Here is a 26,004-nt window from a genome sequence, read left to right on the forward strand (position 1 = left end):
CGTCCTGCGCGGCGCCCGCCACCAGCGCATCACCCCCTACACCCCACGCCACAACGGCAAAGTCGAGCGCTACCACCGCATCCTGGCCGAGGAATTCCTCTACGCCCACGCCTGGACCAGCGAGCAACACCGCACCGACGCACTGACGGTCTGGAACGTGCACTACAACTACCATCGACCCCACACCGCCGCCGGAAACCAACCACCAGCCACACGGCTCCACACCGGCGTCACCAACGTCATGGCCTCATACATCTAGTCCACCCGTCTGCGGACCGGTCGGGGCACCCGGGTCAGGGCCCGGACCCGCCGCGTCCGGCCGTGCACGGCCAGCAGCGCCAGCAACTCACCGTCCACCTGGGCCGCCAGCCGCCGCTGCGCCCAGTCCGACGCCGCCAGCACCGCGCCGATCGGGACGTCACGGCCCGCCAGTGCGTCGTGCACCAGGCACCACTCGGATAAGCGCGCCCGCAGCGGTTCCACGTGCTCGACGGCGGGCCGCACGCGCGCGGCCCACTCGGCGAACCCGCGCGCGTACGCGGCCCGGTCGTCGATCCGGGCCGCCGCGGCGGCGGTGGCCACGGCCGGTTCGGGGTCGCGCAGGATGAGGGCGAGGAAGGCCGGTTCGTCGTCCGGTGCGGCCGCCCGGTACCACTCGAAGCGCAGGGCGGCGTCGGCGGCCAGGGCGGCCGGATCGTGGCCCGTGCGAGCGGTCAGCGCCGCCGCGGCCGTGATGTGGTCCAGCAGGTTCACCGTCTTTCCTCCGGGGGAAAGCGTAGTCGCCGGGCCCCCGCGACGATCATCGGCGCTACCCTCCCGGGGTGCTGTTCCACCGGGACATCGACATCGCCGCCCCGGCCGCGCGCGTGTGGGCGGTCTACTCCGACATCGAGGGCTGGCCGCGCTGGACGGCGTCGGTGACCTCGGTCACCGCGCTGGACCCCGGGCCGCTGCGCGTGGGCAGCCGCGCGCGGATCAACCAGCCCAAGCTGCCCACCACGGTCTGGACCATCACGGCCATCGACGAAGGCCGCTCGTGGACCTGGGTCGCGGGTGGGCCGGGTGCCCGCTCGACCGCCACGCACACCGTGCTGCCGTTGGAGAGCGGCGGTTCGCGGGTGGTCCTGGAGCTGGCGGTGCGCGGCCCGCTCGGGTGGCTCGTCGGCACGCTCACCACCGGTCTGACCAACCGCTACCTCGCCATGGAGGCCGCGGGGCTCAAGGCCACGGCCGAGGCGGGCGACGGCGGAAACCGAGTCGACTGATCACCCGCGTCCGTGCGAGGCTGGTGCGCACCCTTCTGCCCGCCCCTCGTGGAGGTCCCGCATGTCCGAGCAGCAGTCCGAACAGCCCGAGACGCCCGAGGCCGACCAAGACGACGTGAAGGCCCGGTTCCGCGAGGCGCTGGCCCGCAAGCAGGCCCAGGCGTCCTCCCGCGAGGGCCACGCGCAGTCGGGTTCCAAGGTCCACGACGCCCACGGCAAGGCGGGCGGCAAGCGCCAGTTCCGCCGCAAGAGCGGCTGATCCGCCCCCCGGCGGTCCACCCTGCCCCCACGGCGGCCCGGTGGACCGCCGCGGCACCGCGGCCCCTTGACCGGTTCCGCCCGCGTTACGACCACCCGCCCACGGGCGATGTCCCGCACATGGCGCGAAGATCGGTGCTGCGCGCGGCGGTCGCCGCTCTCCCGGTCCTGCTCACCTGCACCACCGCGGGCTGCGACGGCGGCCGCGACGACTGGTCCTGCACCCGGACCCGCTGCGAGGTGACCGTCACCGGCACCCCCACGCTGGAGGTCCTCGACGCCCGGCTCAAGGCCGAGGTCGGTCGGGGCCTGGTCCGCGTGGTGGGTGGCGGCGTCGACGTCACCCTCGCCCCGGGGGAGGCCGCGCTCGTCGACGGCGTGCGGGTCGAGGTGCGCGCCGTCACCGACGCGGGCGCCGCGACGCTCGTCCTCACCGGGTGATCCACGTCCGTTTCGCCCCCGCGCGGACCGGGTACGTCCTGGGTGGAAGTCGGTAGTCCCCACCACCCCGCGGACCCCGGCCGCTGATCGCCACCTGTGCCCTCCCCCCTGGCGCGGGCCTGAGCGGAGCGGTCGGCTGGGCAGGCCCCGGTATCCCCCAGCCGGGGCCTGCCTCTCACCTTCGCGGCGGCGCGCCCGTGTTCCGCTTGTCGGCCGCATAATCACTGGCCATAACATGTCGACCATGGAACTGGAGTTCCGACACCTGCGGATCGTCATCGCGGTCGCCGATGAGGGCAGCATCACCAAGGCCGCCGCGGCCCTCGGCCTGTCCCAGCCGTCGTTGACATCTCAACTTCAGCGCATCGAGCGGGCCATGGGGGCGCCGCTGTTCGAGCGCGCGCGGACCGGGGTGGTGCCCACGTCCTTCGGCCGCACGGTGTTGGCCAGGGCCCGGACCGTGGTGAACGAGATGGCCGACCTGCGCGGTGTGGCGGCCGCCACCGTGGCCGCGCACGCCGAGGTCGAGCTGCGGCTCGGCGGTCGGCCCAGCCCGCTGCTGTCGGTCATCGTGCCCCGGCTGGCCGCGCTGCGCGGCGAGGAGGACGGCCCGGCGGTCTCGGTGCAGGTGCACACCGACCCGTCCGCGGCGGCCCTGCAGGGCCGGGTGCGGGCCGGTCGGCTGGACGCGGCGGTGCTCTGCGACGTCATCGGCTTCGAGATCGGCGCCACCGAGGGCGTGCGGCGCGAGGTGCTGGTCCCGGTGGAGCCCGAGTTCGTGGCGCTGTCGGAGGCGCACCGGCTGGCCGACCGGGAGGTCATCGACCTGGCCGACCTGGCCGAGGAGAACTGGATGATCGACCCGCAGGAGGACCACGGCGGGCTCGGCCCGCTGCGCGCGGCCTGCCGGGCGGCCGGGTTCGAGCCGCGGATCACCCACGAGATCAGCGACTCCAGCTCGGCGCGCGAGTTCGTCACCACCGGCCAGTGCGTGAGCCTGGCGCAGCCGACCTCCCGCGAGGGCCGGGGCCTGGTGGTGCGCCCGCTGCGCGGCGACCCGATCCGCAACCGGCTGGAACTGGTCTGGAAGGACCCGTCCCCGATCGAACCGCGGCTGCTCAAGGACGCGGTCATCTCGGCCTACGCGAGCCTGGTCGACCGGAATCCGAGTTATGCCAGGTGGTGGGCCAACAACGGTCGGACGGCCTGACCGCGGGCCCGGGTCCGCATTGTCCACTTCGGAGTCCCGGTTCTCCCCGGCGGGCCGTGGCGGGTGGTCCGCGCGTTTCCCGCGCGCATTCGATTTCGTTGAACAAATGGGCCGTCGGATTTGAATGGGAAACCGGCGGGAAAGCTATCCGGGGGACCTCGGTCCGGTTGCTCCACGCAGGTGTGGTGAACATCCCTGTGGGGAGGCGCACATGTGGTGTTCGCATCAACATCTGGTCATGTGCGCATATGTATCCATACCGCGAGGTCCCATCCGAGTGGGGTTCGTTTCAACGGCGGGTGAACGTGTCGGAAAGTCGCTTGTAGCTGCACGTGTCCGGTCGGCTGCTTAACGCAACGAAGGTTGTTTGTGGGATGGATGACCCCGGACCCGGGTTCGCGGGGCGGATGGACCGCCACAAACGCTGGTGGGTGACCCTCGAACGGGGTGCGACCAGGTGGGTTGGCTGAGGGCTGGAGCGGGCGGCGCATGCCCCCCGAGGGTGTCGGCGGCGCGGTCAAGAGGACCCGGGCCTGAGCCGAAAGGGTGTAGTCGAGTGGTCGCGGGCGGTGAGTTAACGAATTTCACGACCGCTAAGTGATGGACGTCGTTGCTAGCGAACTCAAAAACGGGGACTATGTCGGTCGGAACGATGGACCGCGCCGTGCAGGGTCGGCAGCGGATCATCGTCCGTTCTCATCGCCTCTGCGGTCGCCGCGGCCGGGACACCGCGCACCGCGCCCTCGCGCGATGGGGACGGCGGGCCCCGGAGGTCGGGTGGAGCCGACACCGGGGCCTGTCACGCCCCCAAGGGGGTATTCCCGCGCCGAATCGCCGCAAATCCCCCACCACTGCTCGTGGTCCGGTCGCCGCGTTGCGCGGAGTGCACCGAAAATGCCCCCAGAATGGCCCAGGACGCCCTTGTCGGGTGAAGCTCGGGTGAACCCCGCGACCGGGCCGGTGCGCGGGCCGTAGCGGGCGCTTGGGCGGCCCCGGGGCTTGCCCGGTGGACTCGCGGGGCGTCGCTCGGGGGTTCGCGGGCGCGCTGTGCTCGGTGTCACGTCGACGGGTTTCGTGGTCGCCCGGCTCGCGTCGGGACGGTCTTCCGGTCGAGTTGGGTACGTGTGCCCGACTCGGGGTGGGGCGCGGCGAGCGGGCCCGGTCGGTGCGTCCCGCTCGAAGGCGAGAACCCCGATTGAGGCGACCGTCTTACCCGATCGACGGTCCACCTGGGCGGTCCAACAGTCCACTGCGGACCACGACCCGTCCACAGTGGCCTTCGGCGGAAGCGCTCCCGGTGCTGTCCGCCGACGGGCCGCCCGCGGGTGCCAATGTGGATTCGGGAGGTCCTCGAAAGGACTCGCGGGGGATCTTCGGGTGCGCGGTCGGGCGTTGTTCGCCGCGGGTCGAATGGTGGGAAAGATGGAGATCTTTTCGCGTTGTGAATTGACGCCGGGGCGGCGGCCGCCGGTTTCCGGCCGCGGTTACCTGGCCGAGGAATCCTCGATGTCGTCGAGGTCGCCGTGGTCGCGGCTCCCGCGCGGCCACAGCGGTTCCGCCGATTCCGGCCGCGGCAGCGCCCGCCGGTCCTCATCGGACTGCGCGTCCAGCCGGGGCCACCCGACCGCGCTCAGCGCGGGCCGCTCGGTGTCGAGCCGCTCGGCGGCGTACTGCGGGGCGATCTCGGTCTTGGTGACGGCCGCGGAGAGCTGCGCGAAGGTCGGGATGAGGTCCGCGGCCTCCCGCACCTGCTCGGGGTGCCGGGCCAGCCACCAGACCACGGCGGTGCCCGGGTCGGTCAGCACGTCCTCGGCGAGGTAGGTGCGGGTCCGCTGCTCTAGTTCCTGCTCCTGGTGGCGGACCTGCTTCTCCTTGCGCAGCTCGGTCAGCCGGTCGAGGCGGCGCGCGTCCTCCTCCGGCACGGTGAGGGTCACGTTCTCCGCCCAGCTCACGATCTGGCCGGACCGGTCCGCGGTCATCGTGCCCAGCTCGGCCGCCAGCCTGGTCTGCACCACGGCCGCGTCGGTCGGGGAACCCTGGACCGTCACCTGCCTGGCGCGCTCGAGGATGGAGTGGACCGCCAGCCCGCGCAGGTTCCCGTGCTGCGGCACGCCCGCGTTCGGCACCCAGCAGACCGTGCAGGCCAGGATGAACCGGTAGTACGGCTCGGCGCTGTCCACCGGGATCGCGGGCACGTGGTGCTCCGCGTGCGGCGCGGGCTCCTGCTCCGCGCGCTCCACCCGCTCCCGGGCCGCCGCGGCCCGCAGTTCGCGCTGCTCCTGGCGGAACAGGACCTGCTTGACCAGCAGCGCCCCCAGCGCCAGCGCCGCCAGCACCGCCGGGAAGGTGACCCAGTTCGCCCAGCCGAGCACCTGACCGGCGATCAGGGGGGCCAACACGGCGACGCCCAGGATGATCGAGGGCGTGCGCCAACGCGCTGCGGTTTCCACACCTAGGTGGGTACCTGGTGCGGCGGGCGAGTTGTAGAGCGATCAAGCGGATTCGCTCGAACATACGAACCGCCGGGTGCGGTCGGTGACCGGTGTGGGCCGCTCAGGGGAACCGGCGTACGGCCGTCCTGCCGCGGGTCCGCAGCCCCATCCAGCGCACCGCGGGCAGACCGCGCACCCCGGGGTCGCACGCGTGCACCGCGCCGCCGTCGGTGGTGATCAGCATGGTGGTGTCGGCGAAGCAGCACCCGACGGCGCCCGCGTCGGCGAGCCGCACGGTCACGTGCGACGCGCCGGTGCGGTCGATCCGCCGCACGGTGTCGCCCACCGCGACCCAGACGAACCCCTCGGCGTCGACCGCGACACCGCGCGCGGCCGGGGCGAGCATGCGGGTGGACGTCGTGGTGCCGTTGGCCAAGTCGAAGCCGTGCGCCAGCAAACCGTTGTCCCCGACGCGGTAGAGCGTCGTCGTGTCCGGACTCCAGGCCAGGTCGTGGGTCGGTCCGGTGAGGACGGGGTGGACCGACCCACCCAGGTCCACCCGGTACAGGGTGTCCGATGTGCCTAGCCAGAGCCGACCGGCCGGGTCGCACCAGATGCCGTCCGCGGGCGGGAGCCGCAGCGCCGCGGTGCGACCGTCCCGGCGGAGCAGGACCGGTTCGCCGCCGACGACCCAGCCGTCCGCCGTGGGCACCGCGCCGACCACGCGCCCGTCGACGCCGAGCGAGGCGGTGTGCCGGGGGCCGAGGTCGGTCATCCGCCCCAGTTGGACGCGCCCGCCGCGCCGGTCCACCCACGACAGCTCGTGGCCGTTCCAGCGCAGCCCGTCGACCCGCCTGCCCAGCAGTCCGACGCAGACGCGGGCTTCGAGTTCGCCCGGCTTGATCGTCGCCATCCCGCCCCCATCGCCGTCGAGTGGTCTGAACCAGTTAAGTGGTCTGAACCAATGTGTCGGGCCTGCGGGCAGAAAGCAAGTCCCACCCGTCACCAGATTTCCGCCCGCGGGCCGCGGCGTCCCAGCGGATGCTCCGGCCACCGGGCGGTCGCGACGGCCGCGCACCACGAGAATCACCCGACTGCCCGCGCCGATGCCACCCGCGTGGGTGACGGTCGGCCGGGGTGGCCATCGGCGACCCCTATGGCCGCAGCTCAGTCGAGCGCGCGGCCGACGGTGTGTTCTCCCGGGGCGGCGGCCGGTGGGTCCGCGCGGCGACCCGCTGGGCGGGCACGGGCGCCGGGCGCGGGCGGGCCGTCGTGCAGGCGACCGCGCTCTCCATGCGGAGCGCGGGTGCGTCGGCCGCGGTGGCGGCCAGCAGGTCGAACGGGGGGTGCCACAGGGTGTTGTCGGTGATGACCAGCGGTTCCCGCACGGTCGCGCTCGCGACGACCTCCCAGCCCGCGTCCTCGGCGGCGGGCGGGCGCGGGGTGAACAGGCGGACCGGCACCCCCCGGGACGCCGCCTCCCGCAGGGCGGGCGCGAAGGCGGCCACGCGGGCCGCGGCCGGTTCCGGGCTGTAGATCTCGACGCGGTCCGCCGCCCGGCCGATGTCCAGGGCGACCGCCTCGTCCACCTCCGCCGCCGGGACGAAGGCCGGGCCCGCCGACGGCGGCTGGTCCGCGGTCCGCACGGGGACCAGCTCCTCGACCGGCAGCCGCTCGGCGTTGACCCGCAGGTGGTCCAGCAGCGCGTGCATCTCGCTGTCGCCGGGCAGCGTGGCCCGCAGCCGGTCCACGTTCGCCACCACCACGAGGTGGTCCTGCGCCCGGCTCAGCGCGACGTTCACCAGGCGGCAGGTCGCGGAGTCCTTGCCGGTCCCCGAGTAGAACGGGCCCGCGACCGTGTCCAGGATGACCACCGGCCGCTGGTCGCCCTGGTACCGGTGGACCGTGTCCGCGACACCGGCGAACCGGGGACCCAGGTGCTCGCGCAGGTACGCGTCCAGCACCCGCGCCTGGGTCCGGTACGGGGTGATGGCCGCCAGCGCCGCCCGGGGCTCGCGCCAGGGGAGCACGCCCTCGTGCTCGAGGCGGCCGACGCACTCGCGGACCAGCGCCGCGTGCAGCTGGTCGCGGTAGGTCGACGCCGGGGTGTGGCCGCTGGTGTCGACCAGCACCAGGGGCGCCCCCAGGACCCGGCTGCGGGCCACTGACGAGACGTCGCTGCGCCCGGTGCGGGTCGGGCCGTCCGGGTAGGCCACGGCGTTCACCAGCGCCGAGATCGCGGGCCGCATCCGGTACTGGGTGCCCAGCCGGGCCAGCCGCGGGTCGTCGGTGGCCTGGCCGTCCTCGTCGACCGCCCCCGCCGCCCGGAACACGTCCCGCGCCAGCCACCGGCGGACCAGCGCCCGGTCCTGGGTGCTCGCGTGCCGGTCCACCAGGCAGGCCGGGGCGGGCGGCAGCTGGCGGGTGTCGCCCGCGAACACCACCCGCTGCTCCGCCTGGCTCGCCAGCCGCACCGCCGTGGGCAGGTCGACCATCCCGGCCTCGTCCACCACGACCACGTCCGGCACCACCGGCAGCCCGCCGAGGTGGCCCCGCTGGGTCGTCATCGCCACCAGGCGGCAGTTGTCCAGCACGCGCTTGGGCAACCCGGCCAGCTCGGCGTCCACCCGGCGCACCTTGTCCGCGATGCCGTCCGCCGCCGCGCGCAGCGCCCGCACGCTCGCGCCGCCCGCGCGGGCGACCGCCTGGGCCGCCACCGACCGCAGCTCGGCCAGTTCCCCGCGGGCGCGGGCGATCGCGGCGTCGACGGCCGCGAGGTCGGTCAGCCCGGCGGCCCGCCGGGCGGTGAGGTCCGCGCGCTCCACGCGCAACCGGTCGGCCCGGCGCTCGGCGAAGAGCTTCGCGTCCGCCTCGGCCAACCGGGCGTCCACGGCGGCCAGCTCACTGTCCACTGTGGTCAGGAAGGTGACCACGGCGCGGCGCTTGCCGTGGTGGCGCGCCAGCACGCCGTCCGCCGCGACGACCCTGGCGTGCGCGGCGTCCGCCGCCTCGCGGTCGCGCAGCCGGGCGGCCACCTCCCGCTGGCGCTCCCGCAGCCCGCCCGCGCGCGCCGCCAGCGGGGCGCTGAGCCGGGCCAGCACCCGCTCGGTGTCGACCGCCGCGCCGTGGCGGCGGACGAGGCTGGGGACCGCGGCCGGGCCGAGCCGGCGGACCAGGCCCTCGTCGAAGCCGGGGAGGGTGCCGATCAGGTCGCAGATCCGCTCCAGCGCGTGGTCCACCGCGACCGCCGTCGGCGCGGTCAGCAGCACCGTCTGGCCGCGCCGCAGGCTGCCCTCCACGACCCGGGCCAGCACGTCGGTCTTGCCGGTGCCCGGCGGTCCCCAGACGAACGCCAGGTCGCTGCCGAGCGCGCGGGTCAGCGCCCGCCGCTGGGCCAGGTTGAGCTTGTCGAAGCCGGTGGTCACCTCGGCCGCGTCGGGTGCCTCGCCGGTGACCCCGGGGCGCTCCCCGAGCAGCACGGGCGCCAGACCGCTGCCGACCGCCGCGTCGAGCGCCGAGCGCAGCGCCACCGCGGACCGGGCCGGGTCGGCCCGCACGAACACCGGTCCCGCGCCGAGTTCGGCCGCGCAGGCCAACCGCACCTCGGCGCCGTCCACCACCACCTCGGACACCGGCACCCACGGCCCGCCGCCACCCGCGCGCGCCACCAGGGCGCCGTCGGCGCTCAGGTCGGGGGGCCACGACACCAGCGCGCACGCGTACCGTGCGCCGCCGGTCGCCCGCCCGGAGGCCAGTTCCGCCCGGGGCGCGGCCGCGGCGCCGGTCCGCCGGAGACTGGTGATCTCGGCGGTGAGCGCGTCCCGCATCCCCGTGGCCGCCGCGCGCGACATCCGCCTCCCGTCGGACGAGGACCATCGAGTCTCCACGCACGGTATCCGACCGACCACGACGAATGCGATCCGTTCACCGATCATCTGACCCCGGGTGACCGGTCCCACCCCGCGCCCGGCGCGCGGGTCAGCCCGCCAGCGCCGCCCGGATCCGCGCGGCGTAGGACTCGGCCGGGTGCTCGGCGTCGTAGGGGTGCCGGGGGCCCAGCCAGAACCGCAGCCCGTCCTTGCGGTTGCGCGGGATGACGTGCAGGTGCAGGTGGGGCACCGACTGGCTGATCACGTTGTTGATCAGGATCAGCGAGCCGTCCGCGCCGAGGCCGTCCTCGACCGCGCGCTCCAGCCGCTGGGCGAGGGTGAAGAACGGGCCGACGCGCTCGGCGGGCAGGTCGCTCAGGACGGTCACATGTGTCCTCGGTACCAGTAGGACATGGCCGCGGAAGAGTGGACGGTGGTCGAGGAAGGCCACGGAGTCGTCGTCCTCGTGGACCGTCGCGGCCGGGAGTTCACCGGAGACGATTCGGCAGAACACGCATGTTTCCGACAAGGATTCCTCCAGCTCCCCCAGTGGGCCGAAGCCATCTGGGCACAATGGCGCACGTGACCGTTCCAGACACGCCGTACCAGGTTCGGCGGACGCCGACCCAGTATCGGGCCAGTCGCCAGATCGAACGCATTCTGGACGCGGCGGCCCGGGTGGTGGCGGAGAAGGGGCACACTGGCACGACCACCGCCGACATCGCCAAGGCGGCCACCGTCTCCATCGGATCGGTCTACCGCTACTTCCCCGACAAGGTCGCGGTCATGCGCGCGGTGCTCGACCGCAACACGCGCCGCTTCGGCGAACGGGTCGCCGAGGAGTCGCCGGACGCGGCGCCGTGGCAGGCGGTCGTGGCGCACGCGCACGCGGTCTACGTCGAGATGTGCCGCACGGACGAGGGTTTCCGCGCGGTCAGCGGCGCCGGGCTGGCCGCGGGCGAGCTGGAGCCGGAGACCTTCGACAACCCGCTCGCCGAGGTCTTCGCCGACCTGCTGGTGCGCCGCTTCGGGTTCGCCGACACCCCGCCGCTGCGCGCGACGCTGCTGCAGTGCGTCACGGTCACCGACGTGTTGACCCGCTTGGCCTTCCGGCTCGCCGAGACCGGCCACCAGGACACCATCGACCAGGGCAGGCGCATCTTCGTCGACCTGCTGGCCCCGCACGCCCCGGCCTGAGCGGTTCCGAACGGTATTCGGATCCGGCCCCGGACAAGGGGTTCCGGCCGAATCCGCGTCGGCCAGGGTGACCGAAAGGGCACCGCGGTTTCCCGTGCGGACCGCCCGGGCGAACCGCCACCCATGCTGTGCGCACCGACGATCTCCACCCGGGACGAGGGAGCACAGATGACCAGCCTGGCCACGCTCGCCGTGCACGCGGGCCGCGACGACCTCGCGGGGCTCGGGACGCACGTCCCGCCGATCGACCTGTCCACCACCAATCCCGTGCCCGATATCGGGTCCGGTGGCGCGGCGTACGAGGCGCTGGCCGGTGGCGGCAGGCCGCCCGCCGAGGGCGGACTCGTGTACCAGCGGCTGTGGAACCCGACCGTGGCCCGCTTCGAGGACGCCATGGCGGCGCTGGAGGCGACCGAGGAGTCCGTCGCGTTCGGATCGGGGATGGCGGCGCTGACCGCGTGCCTGATCGCCACGGTCAGCCTGGGCAAGCCGCACGTCGTCGCCGTGCGACCGCTCTACGGCGGCGCCGACCACCTGCTCGCGACCGGTCTCGTCGGGACCACCGTCACCTGGGCCGCGCCGGACCGCGTCGCCGCCGCGGTGCGCCCGGACACCGGGCTCGTGCTGGTCGAGACGCCCGCCAACCCGACGCTGGACCTGCTCGACCTGCGCGCGGTGTGCAAGGCGGCAGGCGGTGTGCCGGTGGTCGTGGACAACACCTTCGCGACCCCCGTGCTCCAGCGGCCCATCGAGCACGGCGCGGCGCTCGTGCTGCACTCGGCGACGAAGTACCTGGGCGGGCACGGCGACGTGGTCGGCGGGGTCGTGGCCACCAGCGCCCACTGGGCCGCGCGGCTGCGGCGGGTCCGGGCGGTGACCGGTGGCCTGCTGCACCCGCTGGCCGCGTACCTGCTGCACCGCGGGCTCCAGACGCTGCCGGTGCGGGTCCAGGCCCAGCAGGCGGGCGCGGTGCGGCTGGCCGAGTGGTTGGCGGGGCACGAGCACGTGCGCCGGGTGCACTTCCCGTCGGGGCCGCTGGTCGGCACGCAGATGTCCGGTCCGGGCGCGATGGTCGCGTTCGAGGTCGCCGACGCGGGCACGGCCGCGCGGGTCGCGTCCGCCGTCCGGTTGATCACCCACGCGGTGTCGCTGGGCGGGGTGGACACGCTGGTCCAGCACCCGGCGTCGCTGACCCACCGGCCGGTCGAGGCCGCCGCCAAGCCGCGCGCGGGGTTGCTGCGGATGTCGGTCGGGTTGGAGCACCCGGACGACATCCAGGCGGACCTCGACTACGCGCTCAAGGACGCCCACCGCTGACCAGGGTTCGCGGGAACGTCCCGGCGGGGAGACACTCGACGACCATGGGCCAGCCAGCCGACCTCGACGCCACCGACCTCGCCATCCTGCGTGAGCTGCAGCGCGACGCCCGCCTGCAGAACAAGGAGTTGGCCTCGATAGTCGGCGTGGCCCCGTCCACCGCGCTGGAGCGCGTCCGCTCGCTGCGGCGCCGGGGCGTGCTCACCGGGTTCCACGCGACGGTGAGCCTGCCCGCGCTCGGCAGGCCCATCAGCGCGCTGCTGTCCGTCCGGGTCCGACCGCACCGCCAGCGCATTGTCGAGGAGTTCAAGGCGTTCGTGCTGGAGCAGCCGGAAACGGTGTCGCTGCTGCACGTCGCGGGCCCCGACGACTATTTGGTGCAGGTCGCCGTGCCGGACACCACGCACCTGCAGCAAATGCTGATAACGCGCCTGCTGAGCCGGGTCGAGGTGGTCTCGGTCAACACCCTCTTGGTGTTCGAGGCAATCGGGAGTCCGGTGCAGATGCCGATACGTTGAAGCTTCAATATATCGTCCGCAATACGAAGAGGCCCCGACCACCCGTGAATGGTGGTCGGGGCCTCTTGTGGTAGAGCGACTTACTCCGAGCCCTCGCGGCGGGGGCGGCGGGACAGCATCAGGGCGGCACCGCCGCCGAGGACCAGCAGGCCGCCGATGGCCACCGGGACGCCGACGTTGGCGCCGGTCTCGGCCAGCTCGTCGGCGGCACCCGCGCCGGTCACCGAGCCGTCGGCCGAGCGGGCCTTGGCCTGCGGGCCGACCACGGCGGCGGTCGAGTTCAGGCCGCGCGCCAACGGGTTCGTGGTGGTCGACACGCCCGGGTTCGGCTTGGTGGTGCCGGTGGGCTGACTGGTCGGCTTGCTCGACGTCGGCTCCGAGGTCGGCGGCTTGCTCGTCGAGGACGGCGGTTCCGAGCTGCTGGACGACGACGGCGGCTCGGACGTGGGGCTCGACGAGGACGAGGAGCTCGGCTGGCTGCCGCCGCCGGTGCCGTCGCCCCCTTCCTGGGCGCCCGCGGTGCCGACCATCAGGCTGAGGATGGCGGTGGCCGCGATGGTCGTCGCGGCGGCTAAGCGACCGCTGGCGCGCAGCCAGTCGCGAGAACGAGAGATGCTCAACAGACTCCTCCTAAGGCAGGGTCGCGCAGCCCTGACTTCGCATGAGCCGCCGACGCAGTCGGCGGCGAGGGTAGTCACCCACCTGAGGGCAGTTTGTACCGGGTGACACCTGTTCGTGGCGTTGTTACCCGATAGATGCCGACCCGCCATAACCCGTCGGGGCGGTGGGCATCGATATGCGTCCTCTTTGTGTCATTGGCAGCAATGACTCCCCTTGGGGCATTCGGGTGATGTAGACAGGAACCACGACCACACCGTGTCATCAAGCGGCTAGTTGCCTCGACAATGACACCGGCCAATCGGGTGATCACGATGAGTCAGCCCTGCGAGCAGTCACAGCCGACCGAGTTGAGCGAGATCGACGACCTGCTGAGAGCGGTCGTCGCGGACGGGTTCACCGTCTACCTGTGCGGTGGCCACGACCGCCCCGAGGCGATCGTGGCGACCTACGCGTGGGAGCACCACGTCGACTTCGTGGTGATCAAGGACGCGCACGAGGTCACCGCAGCCCGCTCGCGCCAGGTCCGCGACTGGGACGTGTTCACCGCCGACACGGTCGTGTGGTCCTACCAGGGGCACGCCCGCTGGGCGCTGCGCGCGATCCTCGACCTGCTGCCGCCGGAGCACCCGGACGCGCCCAAGGACGACTACCCAGCGCCACCGGGGGTGCGGATCGACCCGTCGTTCCTCGGCTCGGTCTCGGTCCGCACGCCGCGCCCGGGTCTGGTCGCGCGGCGCGCCATGCGGCTGCGCGCGGTCGTCGAGGACTGACCTCCGCCGGAGACGCGGATCACGTCGTGGGGTCCCGGTGGTCGAGCGGTGCCCGCAGGCGACGTTGTGCCGGGTGGTCCGCGGACGCCTGAGAGCGCGCACGGCCGCGGGCGAGCACCATGGGGGTATGAAGAAGGTACTGGCCGCCCTGGGCTTGGCGGGTTTGGCTTGGGTCGTGCGTGACATCCCGGTCGCGATGGGGCGGCGGGCGAGCGGGGAACGCGCTGAGCGGATGGCGCGTTCGCCGCAGTTCCGCGACGGGACGTTCCACAACCGGGCGTCGACGCGGTCGGTGAGCCCGGCCGACCTGCGGTCCACGATCCGGGAGTACCAGTGCGGCGGGCGGCGGCGGCCCGCGGGCCCGATCCCGCTGGTCGACCCCGCGCCCCCGGTCTCGGCGGGGCTGCACATCACCTGGCACGGCCACGCCACGGCACTGGTGGAGGTCGACGGGGCGCGCGTGCTGGTCGACCCGGTGTGGGGTGACCGGGTGTCGCCGTCCCGGCTGGTCGGGCCGAAGCGGCTGCACCGGCCACCGCACGACATCGCGGCGCTGCCCCGGGTGGACGCCATCGTGATCTCGCACGACCACTACGACCACCTGGACCTCGCCGCGGTGCGGGAACTGGTCCGCACCCAGGACGCGCCGTTCGTGGTGCCGCTGGGCATCGGCGCGCACCTGGAGCGGTGGCGGGTGCCGGACTCGCGGATCGTCGAGCTGGACTGGTCGGAGTCGGTGGAGATCGGTGGGGCGCGGCTGACGGCGACCGCGGCCCAGCACTTCTCGGGGCGCGGGTTCAGCCGGGACGGGACGCTGTGGGCGTCCTGGGTGATCGCGGGCGCGGAGCACCGGGTGTTCTACACGGGGGACTCGGGGTACTTCGACGGGTACGCGGAGATCGGGGCGGAGCACGGGCCGTTCGACGCGACGCTGGTGCAGATCGGGGCGTACGCGGAGGGGTGGCCGGACATCCACATGACGCCGGAGGAGGGGGTGCGGGCGCATGTGGACGTTCGGGGCGGGCTGCTGATCCCGGTCCACTGGGCGACGTTCACCCTGGCCCCGCACCCGTGGGCCGACCCGGTTCGGCGAGTCTTGGCGGCGGCCGAACCGCACGGTGTTCGGGTCGTGGTCCCGCGTCCTGGGGAACGGGTCGACGTGGGTGACCCGCCTGCGCCGTCGACTTGGTGGGAGGAGCTCTAGGTTCCTGCTCCAGCGTGGTCGGCAACCTTTTTGATCACCCCGCCGGGCCCCAGGAAGGCCCCCGCCCTCCCCCGGGGGTGTCCCTATGGGGTTGTCAAGCTGCGGCGGGAGCGGAGGCGATCTCGGGGTGGTGGGTCTTGGTGCGGAGCATGGCGAACAGCACGTCGCAGCGGCGGCGGGCCAGGCAGATGAGGGCGGCGTTGTGCGGCGGTCCTGACCCCGATGCCGGGCATGGAGATCAGGACCCCGGCGAGAGGGTGCGCATCGAGTATCCCCTCGACCTCGGCGGCGACCTGTTCGCGTTGCGCCAGAACAGTTTCCAGGCTGTCGGCGAGGTGGGGACGGTGACGGTCCGCTCGTCCAGCGCGGTGAGGATCGCCTCGACCAGCTGCTCGCCCTGCGGGGGGCGTGTTCGGCGGCGATCGTGGTCAGCGTGCGCCGTCCCGCCTGTGGATGCCGGTGGGGCCGCCGCAGCGCGAGAGGGTCTCCAGCACCGCCGGGTGGCTGATCCTGGGGCCGATGGCGCGTTCCAGGGCGGGGTGGATGCCGGTGAGCAGGCCGCGGATGCGCTTCGACAGGCGGGTGGCCTCACCGGCGAGGTCGTCATCGAAGCCGACCAGCACCTCCAACTCGGGTAACCGGCCGGGTGAGATCGGCGGTTAGTGCGCGGGTTGTCAGTCCAACCCGAGGCGCACCAGGGCGCGGGCGTAGGCGTGTTCGCCGTTGTAGGACCACGGTAGGTAGGAAGGGCGGTTGCCCACCTTGGACAGGTGGGCCCGGGCCCGGTCGTGGTCGCCGATCTCCAGCATCGCCCAGCCCAGCAGGTTGTGCGCCTCGAGGTCGCCCGCCGAGGCGTCCTCCGGGGAGCGCCACTTCTCGTCGGCCGCGACGAGTTCTTCGCGGACAGTCGGGGTGAAGTGGCGGGTGTTGAGCTTGACGTACGCCCACGCGTTGCCCTCGGCGATGTGGCGGTCGCCCTCCACGAGCAGGTACTCGGCGTGCGCGGTGGGGAGCATCGCGACCAGGGGGCTGCCCGGTTCGCACTTGGCGACGGTCTCCCTGGCGAAGGCGAACATGGCCTCGTGCGAGCCGCCCCACTTGCCGGTGAGGGACTGGAGACGGGCGGCGTGCGCCGGGTACGAGGTGGGGCAGCGGTCGGTGGCCTCGATCCAGGCCAGGTCGTGCTGGGTGCGGTCCAGGCGTAAGCCGCGGGCGTAGCGCTGCAGCTCCACCCACGGGGTGGCGTCGTTCGGGGCCAGTTTCGCCGCGGCCATCAGCGGGTCGCGGGCCTCGCGCAGCCGGGACCGGAACAGCCGGTGCCGCTCGTCGTCCACCGACCGCCGCCAGCCCGCGCCGCGGATGCGCCAAGCCTCGGCGATCAGCGTGCTGCCCAGCCAGAGCAGCAGGTCGGCGGCCTCGGCCTGGCTGAGGCCGTCGCCGAGCAGGTCGCGGATCTCCACCGACTGGCCGACGGCGGCGTCGGCGAGCGCGCGGACCCGCTGCGCGCGGACCTCGTGGTCCTCGCGGCACTCGCGCAGCAGCGCCACCCCGGCCCGGCGGTGGCCGTCGCGGACCGCGTCCACGCCGACGTCGAGCGCGATGTCGTCCCACGCCCGGTCCAGGACCAGGTGCTCGGCCAACGCGGCGACCGCTGCCCTGGCCCTCCTGCGGCCGAACAGTCCCATAACGGGCAAGGGTAGTCACCCGGTCCGGCGGCCAGGCACCGTCCTGCGGGTCCAGCACGCGCTATCCGCGCACCAGACCCGCAGGACAGCGCCTAGGCTCGGTCCGTGCTCACGTTCCGCCGCGCCACCCTCGACGACGTCCCCGCGCTCGTACCGCTGGTCGAGTCCGCCTACCGCGGCGACGCCAGCCGGGTGGGCTGGACCACCGAAGCCGACCTGCTGGAGGGCCAGCGCACCGACCCCGAGGGGGTCGCCGAGGTCATCACCGCGCCGAAGAGCGCCGTGCTGCTCGCGGTGGCCGACGACGGCGCCCTGGTGTCCTGCTGCCACGTCGCCGAGGAGGACGGCGCGGGCTACTTCGGCATGTTCGCGGTGGCGCCGTCGGCGCAGGGCGGCGGCATCGGCCGGGCGGTGCTGGCCGAGGCGGAGCGGTTCGCCCTGGCCGAGTGGGGGCTGACCGAGATGCGGATGAAGGTCATCACGGCCCGCGCCGACCTGACCGCCTGGTACGTGCGCCGCGGCTACCGGCAGACCGGGGAGCTGAGCCCGTTCCCGTACGGCGACGAGCGCTTCGGGCTGCCGCTGCGCGATGACCTGGAGTTCGAGCTCCTGGTCAAACCGCTCGTCTGACGCACCGCCACGGGTGGGTCGCGCAGGGTTGTCGGATGCGCGCGCGACAATGGGAGCGTGCCGACCAGCATCCACGACCACATCGCCGCGCACCTGAACCCGGGCGGCCGCGGTCTGCTCCCCGGCGGCGAGGTCCTGCCCGACGACGAGATCGACGCGTCCCACGGCGGCGGCCGGACCCGGTGGGCCGGTGTGGAGTACGCGGGCCGGGGCGCCGCCGGGGTGCCCGAGCTGGTCGCGGTCGCGGCGCGGGACCCGTCCGGGTACGAGCCGCTGTACGCCGCGCTGTGCGAACCGGACGTGGTGGCCCAGCTCGACGACGTGCTGGCCCGGGTGCGCGGGCTCGACCTGGACACCGGGGTGCTGGCCCGCCGGTTGGTGACCGGCGCGCGGCACCGGGCGCCGGTGAAGTTCGGCACCGCGCTGCTCGGGTCGGCCGACACCGAGCTGCTGCTGCTCGTCGGCAGGCACGAGGAGTTCACCCGGTTCGCCGTCGCGGCCGTGCGCGCGACGCACCCGGACCCGGAGCCGGTGCTGCTGGCCCTGGCCCGCGGCGTCGACGGGTGGGGTCGGATCACCGCGGTCGAGCAGTTCGCCGAACCGGCGGGTGCCGAGGTGCGGGACTGGTTGCTGCGCGGCGGTTTCCGCAACTCCGTCGTGGACAACTACCTCGCCTTCCGGGCCGCGACTGTGGGCCGCTTGGCCGACGCCCTGGCGGCCCAGGAGATCGACCCCGAACTGCTCGACGGCGCCTCGGACATCCTCTGTGGACTGATCGAGGGCGGCCCGGCCGAGGGCGTCGACGACTACGACGACGCGTCGCTGGCGCTGTGGCTGCTGGTGGGGCACCTCGCCCGGCACGGCACCGACCTGCGGCACTTCGTCGCGGTGGCCAGGGTGGAGGAGTTCCTCGCCGGTCCCGGGTGGGACGAGCGGTACGCGCGCGGCTGGGACCTGGCCCGGCACGACAGCCTGGTCCGGCGCTGCCGCGACCTGATGGCCGACCCGCGCTGGCACGGCCTGACCCTGCGCGACCTGGAGTCGCCGGACGACCGCGCCTTCCAGGACGCCAGCTACGCCGCCGCCCGGCTGGGCATCGACCGCTTCCCCGCGACCGTCCGGCGCCTGCGCGCCACCCTCGCCGACGACGACTGGTTCACCCTGATGTCCCAGGCCACCGCGGAGCGCCTGCCGACGATCCTGGAGCTGGCGGGCTCGACCCTGCCCCTGGGCGAGCTGGCCTCCGGCCCGGCGGACATCCTGGCGGTCGCGCGGCGGTGGTCGGCGCACGTGGTGCTGGGCACCGTGGTCACCGGTCTCCGCGATTTCCCGGGCCAGGGCACGGAATTCGTGCTGACCGCCGTCCGGTCCCCGGTGCTGGACAACCGCGCGGTGGGCGTCCGAACCCTGACCGGGTGGGGACCGGAGTCGTGGGAACCGGTTGTCCAAGCGGTGTTGCGGGTCGCTGTGGCGGAGGAACCCGATCCGACACTGCGCGAACGGATGGCGCAGTTGCTGATCTGACACCCCGCCTGGGGCCCGCGGGCCCCAGGCGGGGTGTCTCAGACGCGTTCCCCGCGGTAGCCGATCGGGCCCTCGTTCGGGAACTGGGCCGTACCCTGGAACGTGGCGCCGTTGTCGAAGAACGTGACGGTGGCGCTGCCCCGGGGCCCGCTCCAGGTGACGGTGGTACCGGTGGCGGGGGCCGACGCCCCCAGCACCTCACTGCGGCTGCTGATGGCGATGTCCAGCTTCGCGTCCGGGGTCCACTGCCCGTTGGTACCGCCGACCTGGTAGAAGGTCTTGTACGTGGCCACTGGCTGTTCTCCTCACATCTGCCGGGAAGGGGAGCGCCTGAACGATCTTGGCGAGGCACATCATGGCGCGCCCCATGATCGCCTCACCACGGCCGAAGTCCCGTTGCCACCCCAACGCCCGCGACATTGCGCCAACCCGTGGGCGGCGCACCCACCGAGAGCGATCCCGTACCCCTGTCAGGGCGACCTCGCGTCACCCGGCTGCCAGCTCGCCCGCGCGACCTCGGTGGGCGGGGCCTGTTGCAGCAGAAGGAGAATCCGTGTCGGGTCCTGGACGGCGGTGGGGTGCTTCTTGAGGTAGATCATCTCGTCGGTGGTCAAATTTCGCACTGAACGCACGCCATTCACCTTGACCAGCAACACCGATCCAATCTGGATGATCCGCGTCGGGAGTGCCCGCCAACGCGGTCAACAACTTGGCCACGGTGTCGCCCTGCGCGGCGTCGATCTCAGCCTGCTTGGCGGTGAGCACGTGGGTCTCCACGGCGTGCTCGATCTGCGCGAGCCGGGACGCCACGGCCTCCTCGGTGGCCGGTTCCTCGGATCGGGCCACCATCTTCTGCAACCACGACCCCCGCTCCGGGTCGAAGGCCAGTGGCACCTCGGATCCCGCCTCGCCCAGCACACCCGCCACCGCGTAGCGCCCTGGCCAACACCGCCGCCGCCTCGACTCCGCGCACGTGCTCGGTGCTCTTGGCGTCCGGGTCGGCCAGCTGCCGCGCCACGATCAGCCGCAGTACCTGGCCCAACCGCTGGTTCCAGTGCAACCCGGCCAATGCCTCGGGGTCCGGCTGCGCCTCGGGGTCCAGGACGGCCGAGTGGAACTCGAGCCGCGCCGTGACCAGGCGCCCGATCTTGGCGCGACGCGTGGTGGCCTGGTGCGAGACCAGCGAGTCGACGGGTCGGTTGGGCTTGTCATCGGGGCCCCTGCCGCGGTCGGTGGGTCGAGGGTAGCTCCACGCGATCGGTCCGGTGGACGGTTGCCGAACAAGCCCGCCAGGGGATTGACGGCACCGGGGGGAGCTGATCTTCTGGGCCCATGTCCGAGTACCGCCAGGCCCGTTTCGCGCCGAGCGCAGGCGCCACCGAGTTCATCCTGGTGCGGCACGGGGAATCCGCGCCCGCCCAGGACGGGGTGATCTTCGACCTCGTCGACGGGCAGGGGGATCCCGAGTTGGCCCCCGGTGGGCGCGAGCAGGCCGAGCGGGTCGGTGCCCGCCTCGTCTCCATGGGCATCGACGCCGTCTACGTCACCACGCTGCGGCGCACGGTCGAGACCGCCGCCCCCTTCCTCGCCGCCACCGGCCTCACCTCGACCGTCGAGGCCGACCTGCGCGAGGTGTTCCTGGGTGAGTGGGAAGGCGGTGTCTTCCGGCGGATGATCGCCGAGGACGGTCCCGTCGCCCAGCGGTTCCGGCGGGAGGAGCGGTGGGACGTCATCCCCGGTGCCGAGTCCGTCGACGCCTTCGCCAAGCGGCTCAAGCAGGCCGTCACCCGGCTGGCCGAGGCGCACCCGGGGCAGCGGCTCGCCGTGTTCACCCACGGCGGGGTGATCGGTGAGTTGCTCGCACAGGCGGCGCGGTCGCGGCCGTTCGCGTTCTTCGGGCCGGACAACGGCAGCATCTCGCACCTGGTCGTCGAGGGGTCGAACTGGCTCGTGCGGGGCTTCAACGACACCGCCCACCTCGACACCGACCCGGCCCAGCCCGCACTACCCACGTAAGTGACTCGCGGGTAACATCCGCGCCATGTCCCCTCGCCAGGTGTCCGACACGCGGGTCGTCGCCGCGCCCGCCGCGGAGCTGTTCGCGCTGCTGACCGACCCCGCCAAGCACCCCGAGCTCGACGGGTCGGGGTCGGTCCTCGCCTCCCGGAGCACCGGTCCGCGCAAGCTCGGGCTCGGCGACCACTTCGGCATGGACATGCGGATGGGGCTGCCCTACAAGATCCGCAACACCGTCGTGGAGTACGAGGAGAACCGGCTCATCGCCTGGCGGCACTTCTACGGCCACCGCTGGCGCTGGCAGCTCACCGACCTCGGCGACGGCCGCACCGAGGTGACCGAGACCTTCGACTGGTCGACCGCGCGCATCGGGTTCCTGCTGGCCCTCGTCGGCTTCCCGGCCAAGAACCTCAAGGCCATCCGCGCCACGCTGGACCGCCTGGTGCGGCGCTACGGGGGTTGACTGTCAAGCGGGTCCGTGCAAGCGGTGCGACCATGGTGGCATGACCCCTCCGCAGGAGCCTGACCCGCAGCGGACCCGAGCGTTACCCAGGCAGGAACCGGCGTACTCCGATGACCAGTACGTGCGGCCCGCCCAGGAAGAGGTCGTCCGCGAGCGCGTCGAGGACAGCTACGCCAGTCGAGTCCGCACCGTGCGCATGGTGTGCTCGGCCATCACGTTCGTCGTCGGTCTGTTCGCGGTCGTGCTGGTCGCGCAGATCATCCTGGTCCTCGCCGAGGCCAACCCGAAGAACGGGTTCGCGTCCTTCGTGGACGGTTTCTCCTCCGGCGTCTCGCTCGGCTTCGACGGGCTGTTCACACCGGACTCGGCGAAGGCCGCCGTGCTGTTCAACTACGGCCTGGCCGCGATCGTGTGGTTGCTGATCGGTGCCGCACTCACCTATCTCATCCGCAGGTTCGCGCTGCCGGGACCCAACCGGGAGGTCCGCTACCGCCGCACGGTGGAGTAGATCCCGGTACCCTCGAGGCCCGCGCACGTGGGCAGTCTTGGCCGTGTCCCGCACGACACGGCCAAGACTGGTGCTCAGGCCGCGACGATCACGGCGAAGGTGTCCGGCGGCAGCAGGAGCCCGTCCGGTGTGGCCGCGATTCCCGTGGACGCCAACAACACGCCGCGGGTGGGCGACGGGACGGACGCGGGCTCGGCGCCCAGGTTCACCGCCAGCCGCAGCGAACCCCGGTGCAGCAGCAGCCACCCCGGCCCCGACTCCACCACGAACCGGTCCAGCCTCGGGTCCGCCAGCTCGGGGTGCGCGCGCCGCAACGCGATCAGCGCCCGGTAGGTCTCGAAGACCGAAGCGTGCTCGGGCCTCTCCATCTCCGACCAGTCCAAAGTGGAGTTCGCGACGGTGTCCGGGGACATCGGGTCCGGCACCTCGGACTCGCCCCAGCCGTGCTCGGCGAACTCGCGCCTGCGACCCGTCCGCACCGCCTCGGCCAGCTCCGGGTCCGGGAACGACGCGAAGAACTGCCACGGCGTGGCCGCGGCCCACTCCTCGCCCATGAACAGCATCGGCGTGTACGGCGAGCAGAACACGATCGCGGCCCCGCACAGCGCGCGCGCGGGCGACACCGTCGCGGTCAGCCGGTCGCCGGTGGCGCGGTTGCCGATCTGGTCGTGGTTCTGCAGGTAGGCCAGGAACCGGTGCCCCGGCGTCGTTCTGACGTCGACCGGCCTGCCGTGCGTGCGCTTGCGGAACGACGACCACGTGCCCGCGTGGAAGAAGGCGGACCGCAGCGTCGTCGCCAGCGCGCCGTCGAAATCGCCGTAGTAGCCGGAAACATCGCCGGACAGCGCCACGTGCAGCGCGTGGTGGATGTCGTCGCACCACTGCGCGTGCAGCCCGGTGCCGCCCGCTTCCCGTGGTGTCACGAGCCGGGCGTTGTTCAGGTCGGACTCGGCGATCAGCGTCAGCGGCCTGCCCAGACCCGCCGCCAGCGCGTCGACCTCCGCGCTCAGCTCCTCCAGCAGGTGCGTGGCGCGCGCGTCGACGAGCGCGTGCACCGCGTCGAGCCGCAGCCCGTCGACGTGGAAGTCGCGCAGCCAGCCCAGGGCGTTGTCGATGACCAGGCCGCGGACCTCGTCCGAGTGCGGCCCGTCGAGGTTGAGCGACGGGCCCCAGATGTTGCTGCCCTTGAAGTACGGCCCGAACCGGTCCAGGTAGGCGCCCGACGGGCCGAGGTGGTTGTAGACGACGTCGAGCACCACGCCCAGCCCGCGCGCGTGGCAGGCGTCGACGAACCGCTTGAACCCGTCCGGTCCGCCATAGGGTTCGTGCACCGCGCCCCACAGCACACCGTCGTAGCCCCAGCCCGCCACGCCGTCGAAAGCGTTGATGGGCAACACTTCCACGAGGTCGATGCCGAGCGCGACCAGGTGGTCCAGCCGGGTGATCGCCGAGTCGAACGTGCCTTCCGGGGTGAACGTGCCGATGTGCAGCTCGTAGAGCACGCTGCCCGGCAGCGCCCGGCCGCGCCACCCCGCGTCGGTCCACTGGAAGGCGCCGTGGTCGTAGCGGCGCGACGGCCCGTGCACCCCGGACGGCTGCCACCGCGATCGCGGGTCCGGCAGCGGTTTCTCGTCTTCGTCCACCAGGAACGCGTAGTCGTCGCCCGGGGCGGCGGTGATGTCCGTTCGCCACCAACCGCGGCTGTCACGCGCCAGTTCGTGCCGCGCGCCACCCACTTCCACGCGCACGCGGGACCGCTCGGGAGCCCAGACGCGGAAACCCTCGACCGAGACGGGGGCCATCACTCTCCTCGCAGCAGCAGGGCGACCGGGTAGTCGGCGAGCGTTTCGGCCAGGTCGCCATCGCTGGCGCGGCCGGTGAGCTGGTCCACCCAGCTTCCCACGGGCAGCGCCAGCCGGGTGCCGCCCCAGTCGGTCAGCCGGGCCGGGAAGCGGGTGGCCACGGCGATCAAGCCGGACCGTTCGAACGCCACGACGTGCTGGTCAGCGGGTCCTTCCGCGCCGACGGGCCGGTAGCCGGTGAACAGCTCCGGCCGCTCCCGGCGCAGCCGCAAGACGGTGCGGACCACGTGCAGTTTCGCCGCGCCGGTCTCGTCGACCGGCGGCGGCCAGCCCGCGGCGAGCTTGTCCAGCAGGTCGCGGCGCTCGGTGAAGTCGACCGGCCTGCGGTTGTCCGGGTCCACAAGGGACAGATCCCACAGCTCGGTGCCCTGGTAGACGTCCGGGATCCCGGGACCGGCCAGCTGCAGCAGCTTCTGGCCCAGCGCGTTGGACCAGCCGGGTGGGGTGATCCGCGCGGCGAAGGCGCGCACCTCGGCCAGCAGCCCGGGGTCGCCGAGCACCTGGTGCGGCCACGCCGCGACGGCCGCGTCGAACTCCTCGTCGCCGTCGGTCCACGACGTGCGGACCTTGGCCTCCCTGGACGCCTTGGTCAGGTAGTCCGCCAACCGGTCGGCGGTGATCGGCCAGGCGCCGACCAGGGTCTGCCAGGCGAGCAGGTTCAGCGTCGGCTCCGGCAGACCGCGCCGTTCGGTCCAGCGGCGCACCACTTCGGCGAACTCGTCGGGGATCTCCGCGAGCACGGCCAGCCGCGCGCGCACGTCCTCGGACCGCTTGGTGTCGTGCGTCGACAGCGTGGTCATCGCCCTGGGGTGCGTGGCCTCGCGGGACGCCTGCGCGGCGTGGAACTCGTCGAGGCCCACGCCGAAGCGGCCCGGGTCGCCGCCGACCTCGTTCAGCGCGACGAACCGGGTGTAGCGGTAGAAGGCGGTGTCCTCGGTGCCCTTGGCCACGACCATCCCGGACGTCTGCTGCAACCGGGTCGCCAACTCGCCGCGCGGGTCGGCGCGCACCTGGCGGTCCAGGGTGTCCACGGCGTCCGCGAGATCCGGGTGCGTGCCGCGCACCGCCTCGACGGCGGCGAGCCAGTGTTCGTCGTCCTCGGGCTGGTACGACCGGTACACCGGGAACGCGGCCATGACCTCGGCCACCACGCGGCTGGCTCGTTCGATGTCCACATCGGACAGCAGTCGGGCGATCCTGGTCACCTCGGCGGCCAGGGACGTGTCGGTGATCAGCCGCCTGCACTCGTCGACGACCGAGCCGTAGTCGGTCGGCACGCCCAGGTCGGCGGCGATCGCGTTGACCGCCTTCTCCGCCGCGGGGTCGACGAACACCCCGCAGACCTCGCGCAGCGCGTCGTACCCGGTGGTCCCGGCCACCGGCCAGGACGCGGGCAGCGACTCGCCGGGTTCGAGGATCTTCTCGACCACGATCCAGCACCCTGCCCGCTCCGCCAGGCGCTCCGCGTAGCCACCGGGGTCGGCCAGGCCGTCCGGGTGGTCGACCCGCAGCCCCTGCACGTCGCCGTCGGCGATCCAGCGCAGCACCTCGCGGTGGGTGTCCTCGAACACCTCCGGGACCTCGACCCTGACCCCGGCCAGGGTGGTGATGTCGAAGAACCGGCGGTAGTTCAGCTCCTTGCTCGCCCGGCGCCAGTCCACCAGCCGGTAGTGCTGCCGCTCGTGCACTTCCTGCGCGGTGCCTTCCCCTGTGCCGGGCGCGATCGGGAACTCGTGGTCGTGGTAGCGCAGGCGGTCGCCGTCCACGGTCAGCTGCGAGACCTCGTCGTCCGACCCCAGAACCGGGACCAGAACGGGAAAGGACGCGATGTCGAAGTGCCCCGCGAACCGCGACGACGGCCCGTGCGCGAGCACGTCCCACCACCACTGGTTCGCCGACGGCACCTCCACGGCCATGTGGTTGGGCACGATGTCGACCACCAGGTCCAGCCCCAGCGCCCGCAACCGCGCGACCATCGCCGCCCGGCCCGCCTCACCACCCAACTCCGGGTTCGCCCGCGTCGGGTCGACGACGTCGTAGCCGTGCGTCGACCCGGGCGTCGGGGTCAGGACCGGCGAGGTGTACACCGCGCCGACCCCCAGCTCGGCCAGGTACTCGGCGATGTCGGCGGCTTCGGCGAAACCGAAACCCGGGCGCAGCTGCAGGCGGTAGGTGGACTCCATCGCTCCTCGTTCGACGGCCGGGGTGTTCTCG

At 73.1% G+C, this 26,004-nt stretch carries 26 protein-coding genes and 1 pseudogene; 15 read left to right on the forward strand and 12 right to left on the reverse strand.

Features of this window, described 5'->3' with window-relative positions; genetic code table 11:
* Window positions 1–259: integrase core domain-containing protein (locus tag CLV40_RS29005; RefSeq protein ID WP_146108277.1), on the forward strand; the 259-nt coding region annotated here is incomplete at its 5' end.
* On the opposite strand, the gene CLV40_RS29010 is transcribed toward CLV40_RS29005, so the two are convergent.
* The gene (locus CLV40_RS29010) at window positions 256–753 is read right to left on the reverse strand and encodes a hypothetical protein (protein ID WP_104482190.1); all 498 of its coding nucleotides are present in this window, start codon (window positions 751–753) and stop codon (window positions 256–258) included. The two genes, CLV40_RS29005 and CLV40_RS29010, sit on opposite strands and share 4 nt — an antisense overlap.
* A gap of 68 nt (window positions 754–821) precedes the next feature.
* On the opposite strand from CLV40_RS29010, the gene CLV40_RS29015 reads away from it, so the two are divergent.
* From CLV40_RS29015 to CLV40_RS29030, 4 genes are all read left to right on the forward strand, one after another.
* The gene (locus tag CLV40_RS29015) at window positions 822–1,265 is read left to right on the forward strand and encodes an SRPBCC family protein (RefSeq protein WP_104482191.1); all 444 of its coding nucleotides are present in this window, start codon (window positions 822–824) and stop codon (window positions 1,263–1,265) included.
* Window positions 1,266–1,326: 61 nt separating this feature from the next.
* Window positions 1,327–1,524, forward strand: coding sequence for a DUF5302 domain-containing protein (locus CLV40_RS29020; RefSeq protein ID WP_104482192.1), 198 nt, complete (start codon window positions 1,327–1,329; stop codon window positions 1,522–1,524).
* 119 nt (window positions 1,525–1,643) lie between these two features.
* Entirely contained in the window at window positions 1,644–1,964 is a 321-nt protein-coding gene (locus CLV40_RS29025; protein ID WP_104482193.1) for a hypothetical protein, read from the forward strand.
* 244 nt (window positions 1,965–2,208) lie between these two features.
* Window positions 2,209–3,174 (forward strand): LysR family transcriptional regulator, encoded by a 966-nt coding sequence (locus CLV40_RS29030; protein WP_181043801.1) that lies wholly within the window; start codon window positions 2,209–2,211, stop codon window positions 3,172–3,174.
* 1,484 nt (window positions 3,175–4,658) lie between these two features.
* Here the strand turns inward: CLV40_RS29030 and CLV40_RS29035 are convergent.
* The 4 genes from CLV40_RS29035 to CLV40_RS29050 all read right to left on the reverse strand — a co-directional run bounded on the left by CLV40_RS29035 (window position 4,659) and on the right by CLV40_RS29050 (window position 9,989).
* Window positions 4,659–5,624 carry a hypothetical protein gene (locus tag CLV40_RS29035; RefSeq protein WP_104482195.1) on the reverse strand — a complete coding sequence of 322 codons (966 nt, stop codon included), beginning with the start codon at window positions 5,622–5,624 and terminating at the stop codon, window positions 4,659–4,661.
* 103 nt (window positions 5,625–5,727) lie between these two features.
* A complete protein-coding gene (locus tag CLV40_RS29040; protein ID WP_104482196.1) occupies window positions 5,728–6,519 on the reverse strand; it encodes an SMP-30/gluconolactonase/LRE family protein in 792 nt (263 codons plus the stop codon).
* A gap of 241 nt (window positions 6,520–6,760) precedes the next feature.
* Complete coding sequence (locus CLV40_RS29045; RefSeq protein WP_104482197.1) at window positions 6,761–9,457, reverse strand: AAA domain-containing protein; 2,697 nt, start codon at window positions 9,455–9,457, stop codon at window positions 6,761–6,763.
* A gap of 127 nt (window positions 9,458–9,584) precedes the next feature.
* Window positions 9,585–9,989, reverse strand: a complete 405-nt coding sequence (locus CLV40_RS29050) for an HIT family protein (RefSeq protein WP_104482198.1) — start codon at window positions 9,987–9,989, stop codon at window positions 9,585–9,587.
* Between the two features lie 68 nt (window positions 9,990–10,057).
* Between CLV40_RS29050 and CLV40_RS29055 the strand changes: the two genes are divergently transcribed.
* The 3 genes from CLV40_RS29055 (at window position 10,058) to CLV40_RS29065 (ending at window position 12,507) form a co-directional block, all read left to right on the forward strand.
* On the forward strand, window positions 10,058–10,672 hold the full coding sequence (locus CLV40_RS29055) for a TetR/AcrR family transcriptional regulator (RefSeq protein ID WP_181043802.1): 615 nt from the start codon (window positions 10,058–10,060) through the stop codon (window positions 10,670–10,672).
* A 168-nt stretch (window positions 10,673–10,840) separates the two neighbouring features.
* Window positions 10,841–11,989 carry a trans-sulfuration enzyme family protein gene (locus tag CLV40_RS29060; protein ID WP_104482200.1) on the forward strand — a complete coding sequence of 383 codons (1,149 nt, stop codon included), beginning with the start codon at window positions 10,841–10,843 and terminating at the stop codon, window positions 11,987–11,989.
* A gap of 44 nt (window positions 11,990–12,033) precedes the next feature.
* Window positions 12,034–12,507, forward strand: a complete 474-nt coding sequence (locus CLV40_RS29065) for an Lrp/AsnC family transcriptional regulator (protein WP_104482201.1) — start codon at window positions 12,034–12,036, stop codon at window positions 12,505–12,507.
* A gap of 80 nt (window positions 12,508–12,587) precedes the next feature.
* Here the strand turns inward: CLV40_RS29065 and CLV40_RS37500 are convergent, their stop codons facing one another.
* Complete coding sequence (locus CLV40_RS37500; RefSeq protein ID WP_146108279.1) at window positions 12,588–13,127, reverse strand: LPXTG cell wall anchor domain-containing protein; 540 nt, start codon at window positions 13,125–13,127, stop codon at window positions 12,588–12,590.
* Between the two features lie 312 nt (window positions 13,128–13,439).
* Here CLV40_RS37500 and CLV40_RS29080 point away from each other — a divergent pair, with 312 nt between their 5' ends.
* Together CLV40_RS29080 and CLV40_RS29085 are read left to right on the forward strand one after the other, a co-directional pair.
* The gene (locus tag CLV40_RS29080) at window positions 13,440–13,898 is read left to right on the forward strand and encodes a hypothetical protein (RefSeq protein ID WP_146108280.1); all 459 of its coding nucleotides are present in this window, start codon (window positions 13,440–13,442) and stop codon (window positions 13,896–13,898) included.
* Between the two features lie 127 nt (window positions 13,899–14,025).
* Complete coding sequence (locus tag CLV40_RS29085; protein ID WP_104482205.1) at window positions 14,026–15,102, forward strand: MBL fold metallo-hydrolase; 1,077 nt, start codon at window positions 14,026–14,028, stop codon at window positions 15,100–15,102.
* 200 nt (window positions 15,103–15,302) lie between these two features.
* On the opposite strand, the pseudogene CLV40_RS29090 reads toward CLV40_RS29085, so the two are convergent.
* Both CLV40_RS29090 and CLV40_RS29095 read right to left on the reverse strand, forming a co-directional pair.
* Window positions 15,303–15,740 (reverse strand): annotated as a pseudogene (locus tag CLV40_RS29090) (IS110 family transposase); the annotation flags it as partial.
* A gap of 36 nt (window positions 15,741–15,776) precedes the next feature.
* A complete protein-coding gene (locus CLV40_RS29095; RefSeq protein WP_146108281.1) occupies window positions 15,777–16,787 on the reverse strand; it encodes a hypothetical protein in 1,011 nt (336 codons plus the stop codon).
* 105 nt (window positions 16,788–16,892) lie between these two features.
* Here CLV40_RS29095 and CLV40_RS29100 point away from each other — a divergent pair, with 105 nt between their 5' ends.
* Window positions 16,893–17,417, forward strand: a complete 525-nt coding sequence (locus tag CLV40_RS29100; protein WP_104482207.1) for a GNAT family N-acetyltransferase — start codon at window positions 16,893–16,895, stop codon at window positions 17,415–17,417.
* Between the two features lie 57 nt (window positions 17,418–17,474).
* Window positions 17,475–18,941 carry a hypothetical protein gene (locus CLV40_RS29105; RefSeq protein ID WP_104482208.1) on the forward strand — a complete coding sequence of 489 codons (1,467 nt, stop codon included), beginning with the start codon at window positions 17,475–17,477 and terminating at the stop codon, window positions 18,939–18,941.
* 38 nt (window positions 18,942–18,979) lie between these two features.
* On the opposite strand, the gene CLV40_RS29110 is transcribed toward CLV40_RS29105, so the two are convergent.
* Together CLV40_RS29110 and CLV40_RS37505 are read right to left on the reverse strand one after the other, a co-directional pair.
* Window positions 18,980–19,234, reverse strand: coding sequence for a hypothetical protein (locus CLV40_RS29110; protein WP_104482209.1), 255 nt, complete (start codon window positions 19,232–19,234; stop codon window positions 18,980–18,982).
* Between the two features lie 193 nt (window positions 19,235–19,427).
* Window positions 19,428–19,868, reverse strand: a complete 441-nt coding sequence (locus tag CLV40_RS37505) for a hypothetical protein (protein ID WP_146108282.1) — start codon at window positions 19,866–19,868, stop codon at window positions 19,428–19,430.
* Window positions 19,869–20,273: 405 nt separating this feature from the next.
* On the opposite strand from CLV40_RS37505, the gene CLV40_RS29120 reads away from it, so the two are divergent.
* Genes CLV40_RS29120 through CLV40_RS29130 form a run of 3 tightly spaced genes read left to right on the forward strand, consistent with a single transcriptional unit; the run spans window position 20,274 to window position 21,928 of the window.
* Window positions 20,274–20,957, forward strand: a complete 684-nt coding sequence (locus tag CLV40_RS29120; RefSeq protein WP_104482211.1) for a histidine phosphatase family protein — start codon at window positions 20,274–20,276, stop codon at window positions 20,955–20,957.
* Window positions 20,958–20,982: 25 nt separating this feature from the next.
* On the forward strand, window positions 20,983–21,420 hold the full coding sequence (locus tag CLV40_RS29125) for an SRPBCC family protein (protein WP_104482212.1): 438 nt from the start codon (window positions 20,983–20,985) through the stop codon (window positions 21,418–21,420).
* A gap of 40 nt (window positions 21,421–21,460) precedes the next feature.
* A complete protein-coding gene (locus tag CLV40_RS29130) occupies window positions 21,461–21,928 on the forward strand; it encodes a hypothetical protein (RefSeq protein WP_245931637.1) in 468 nt (155 codons plus the stop codon).
* 74 nt (window positions 21,929–22,002) lie between these two features.
* Here CLV40_RS29130 and treZ read toward each other — a convergent pair whose 3' ends face one another.
* A complete protein-coding gene (gene treZ / locus CLV40_RS29135; protein WP_104482214.1) occupies window positions 22,003–23,730 on the reverse strand; it encodes a malto-oligosyltrehalose trehalohydrolase in 1,728 nt (575 codons plus the stop codon).
* Window positions 23,730–25,973: a malto-oligosyltrehalose synthase gene (gene treY, locus CLV40_RS29140; RefSeq protein ID WP_104482215.1), complete on the reverse strand. Its 2,244-nt coding sequence runs from the start codon at window positions 25,971–25,973 to the stop codon at window positions 23,730–23,732. The genes treZ and treY overlap by 1 nt, the downstream gene beginning before the upstream one ends.
* Window positions 25,974–26,004 lie beyond the last annotated feature (31 nt).

It is taken from the genome of Actinokineospora auranticolor (genome assembly GCF_002934265.1).
Lineage (GTDB): Bacteria > Actinomycetota > Actinomycetes > Mycobacteriales > Pseudonocardiaceae > Actinokineospora > Actinokineospora auranticolor.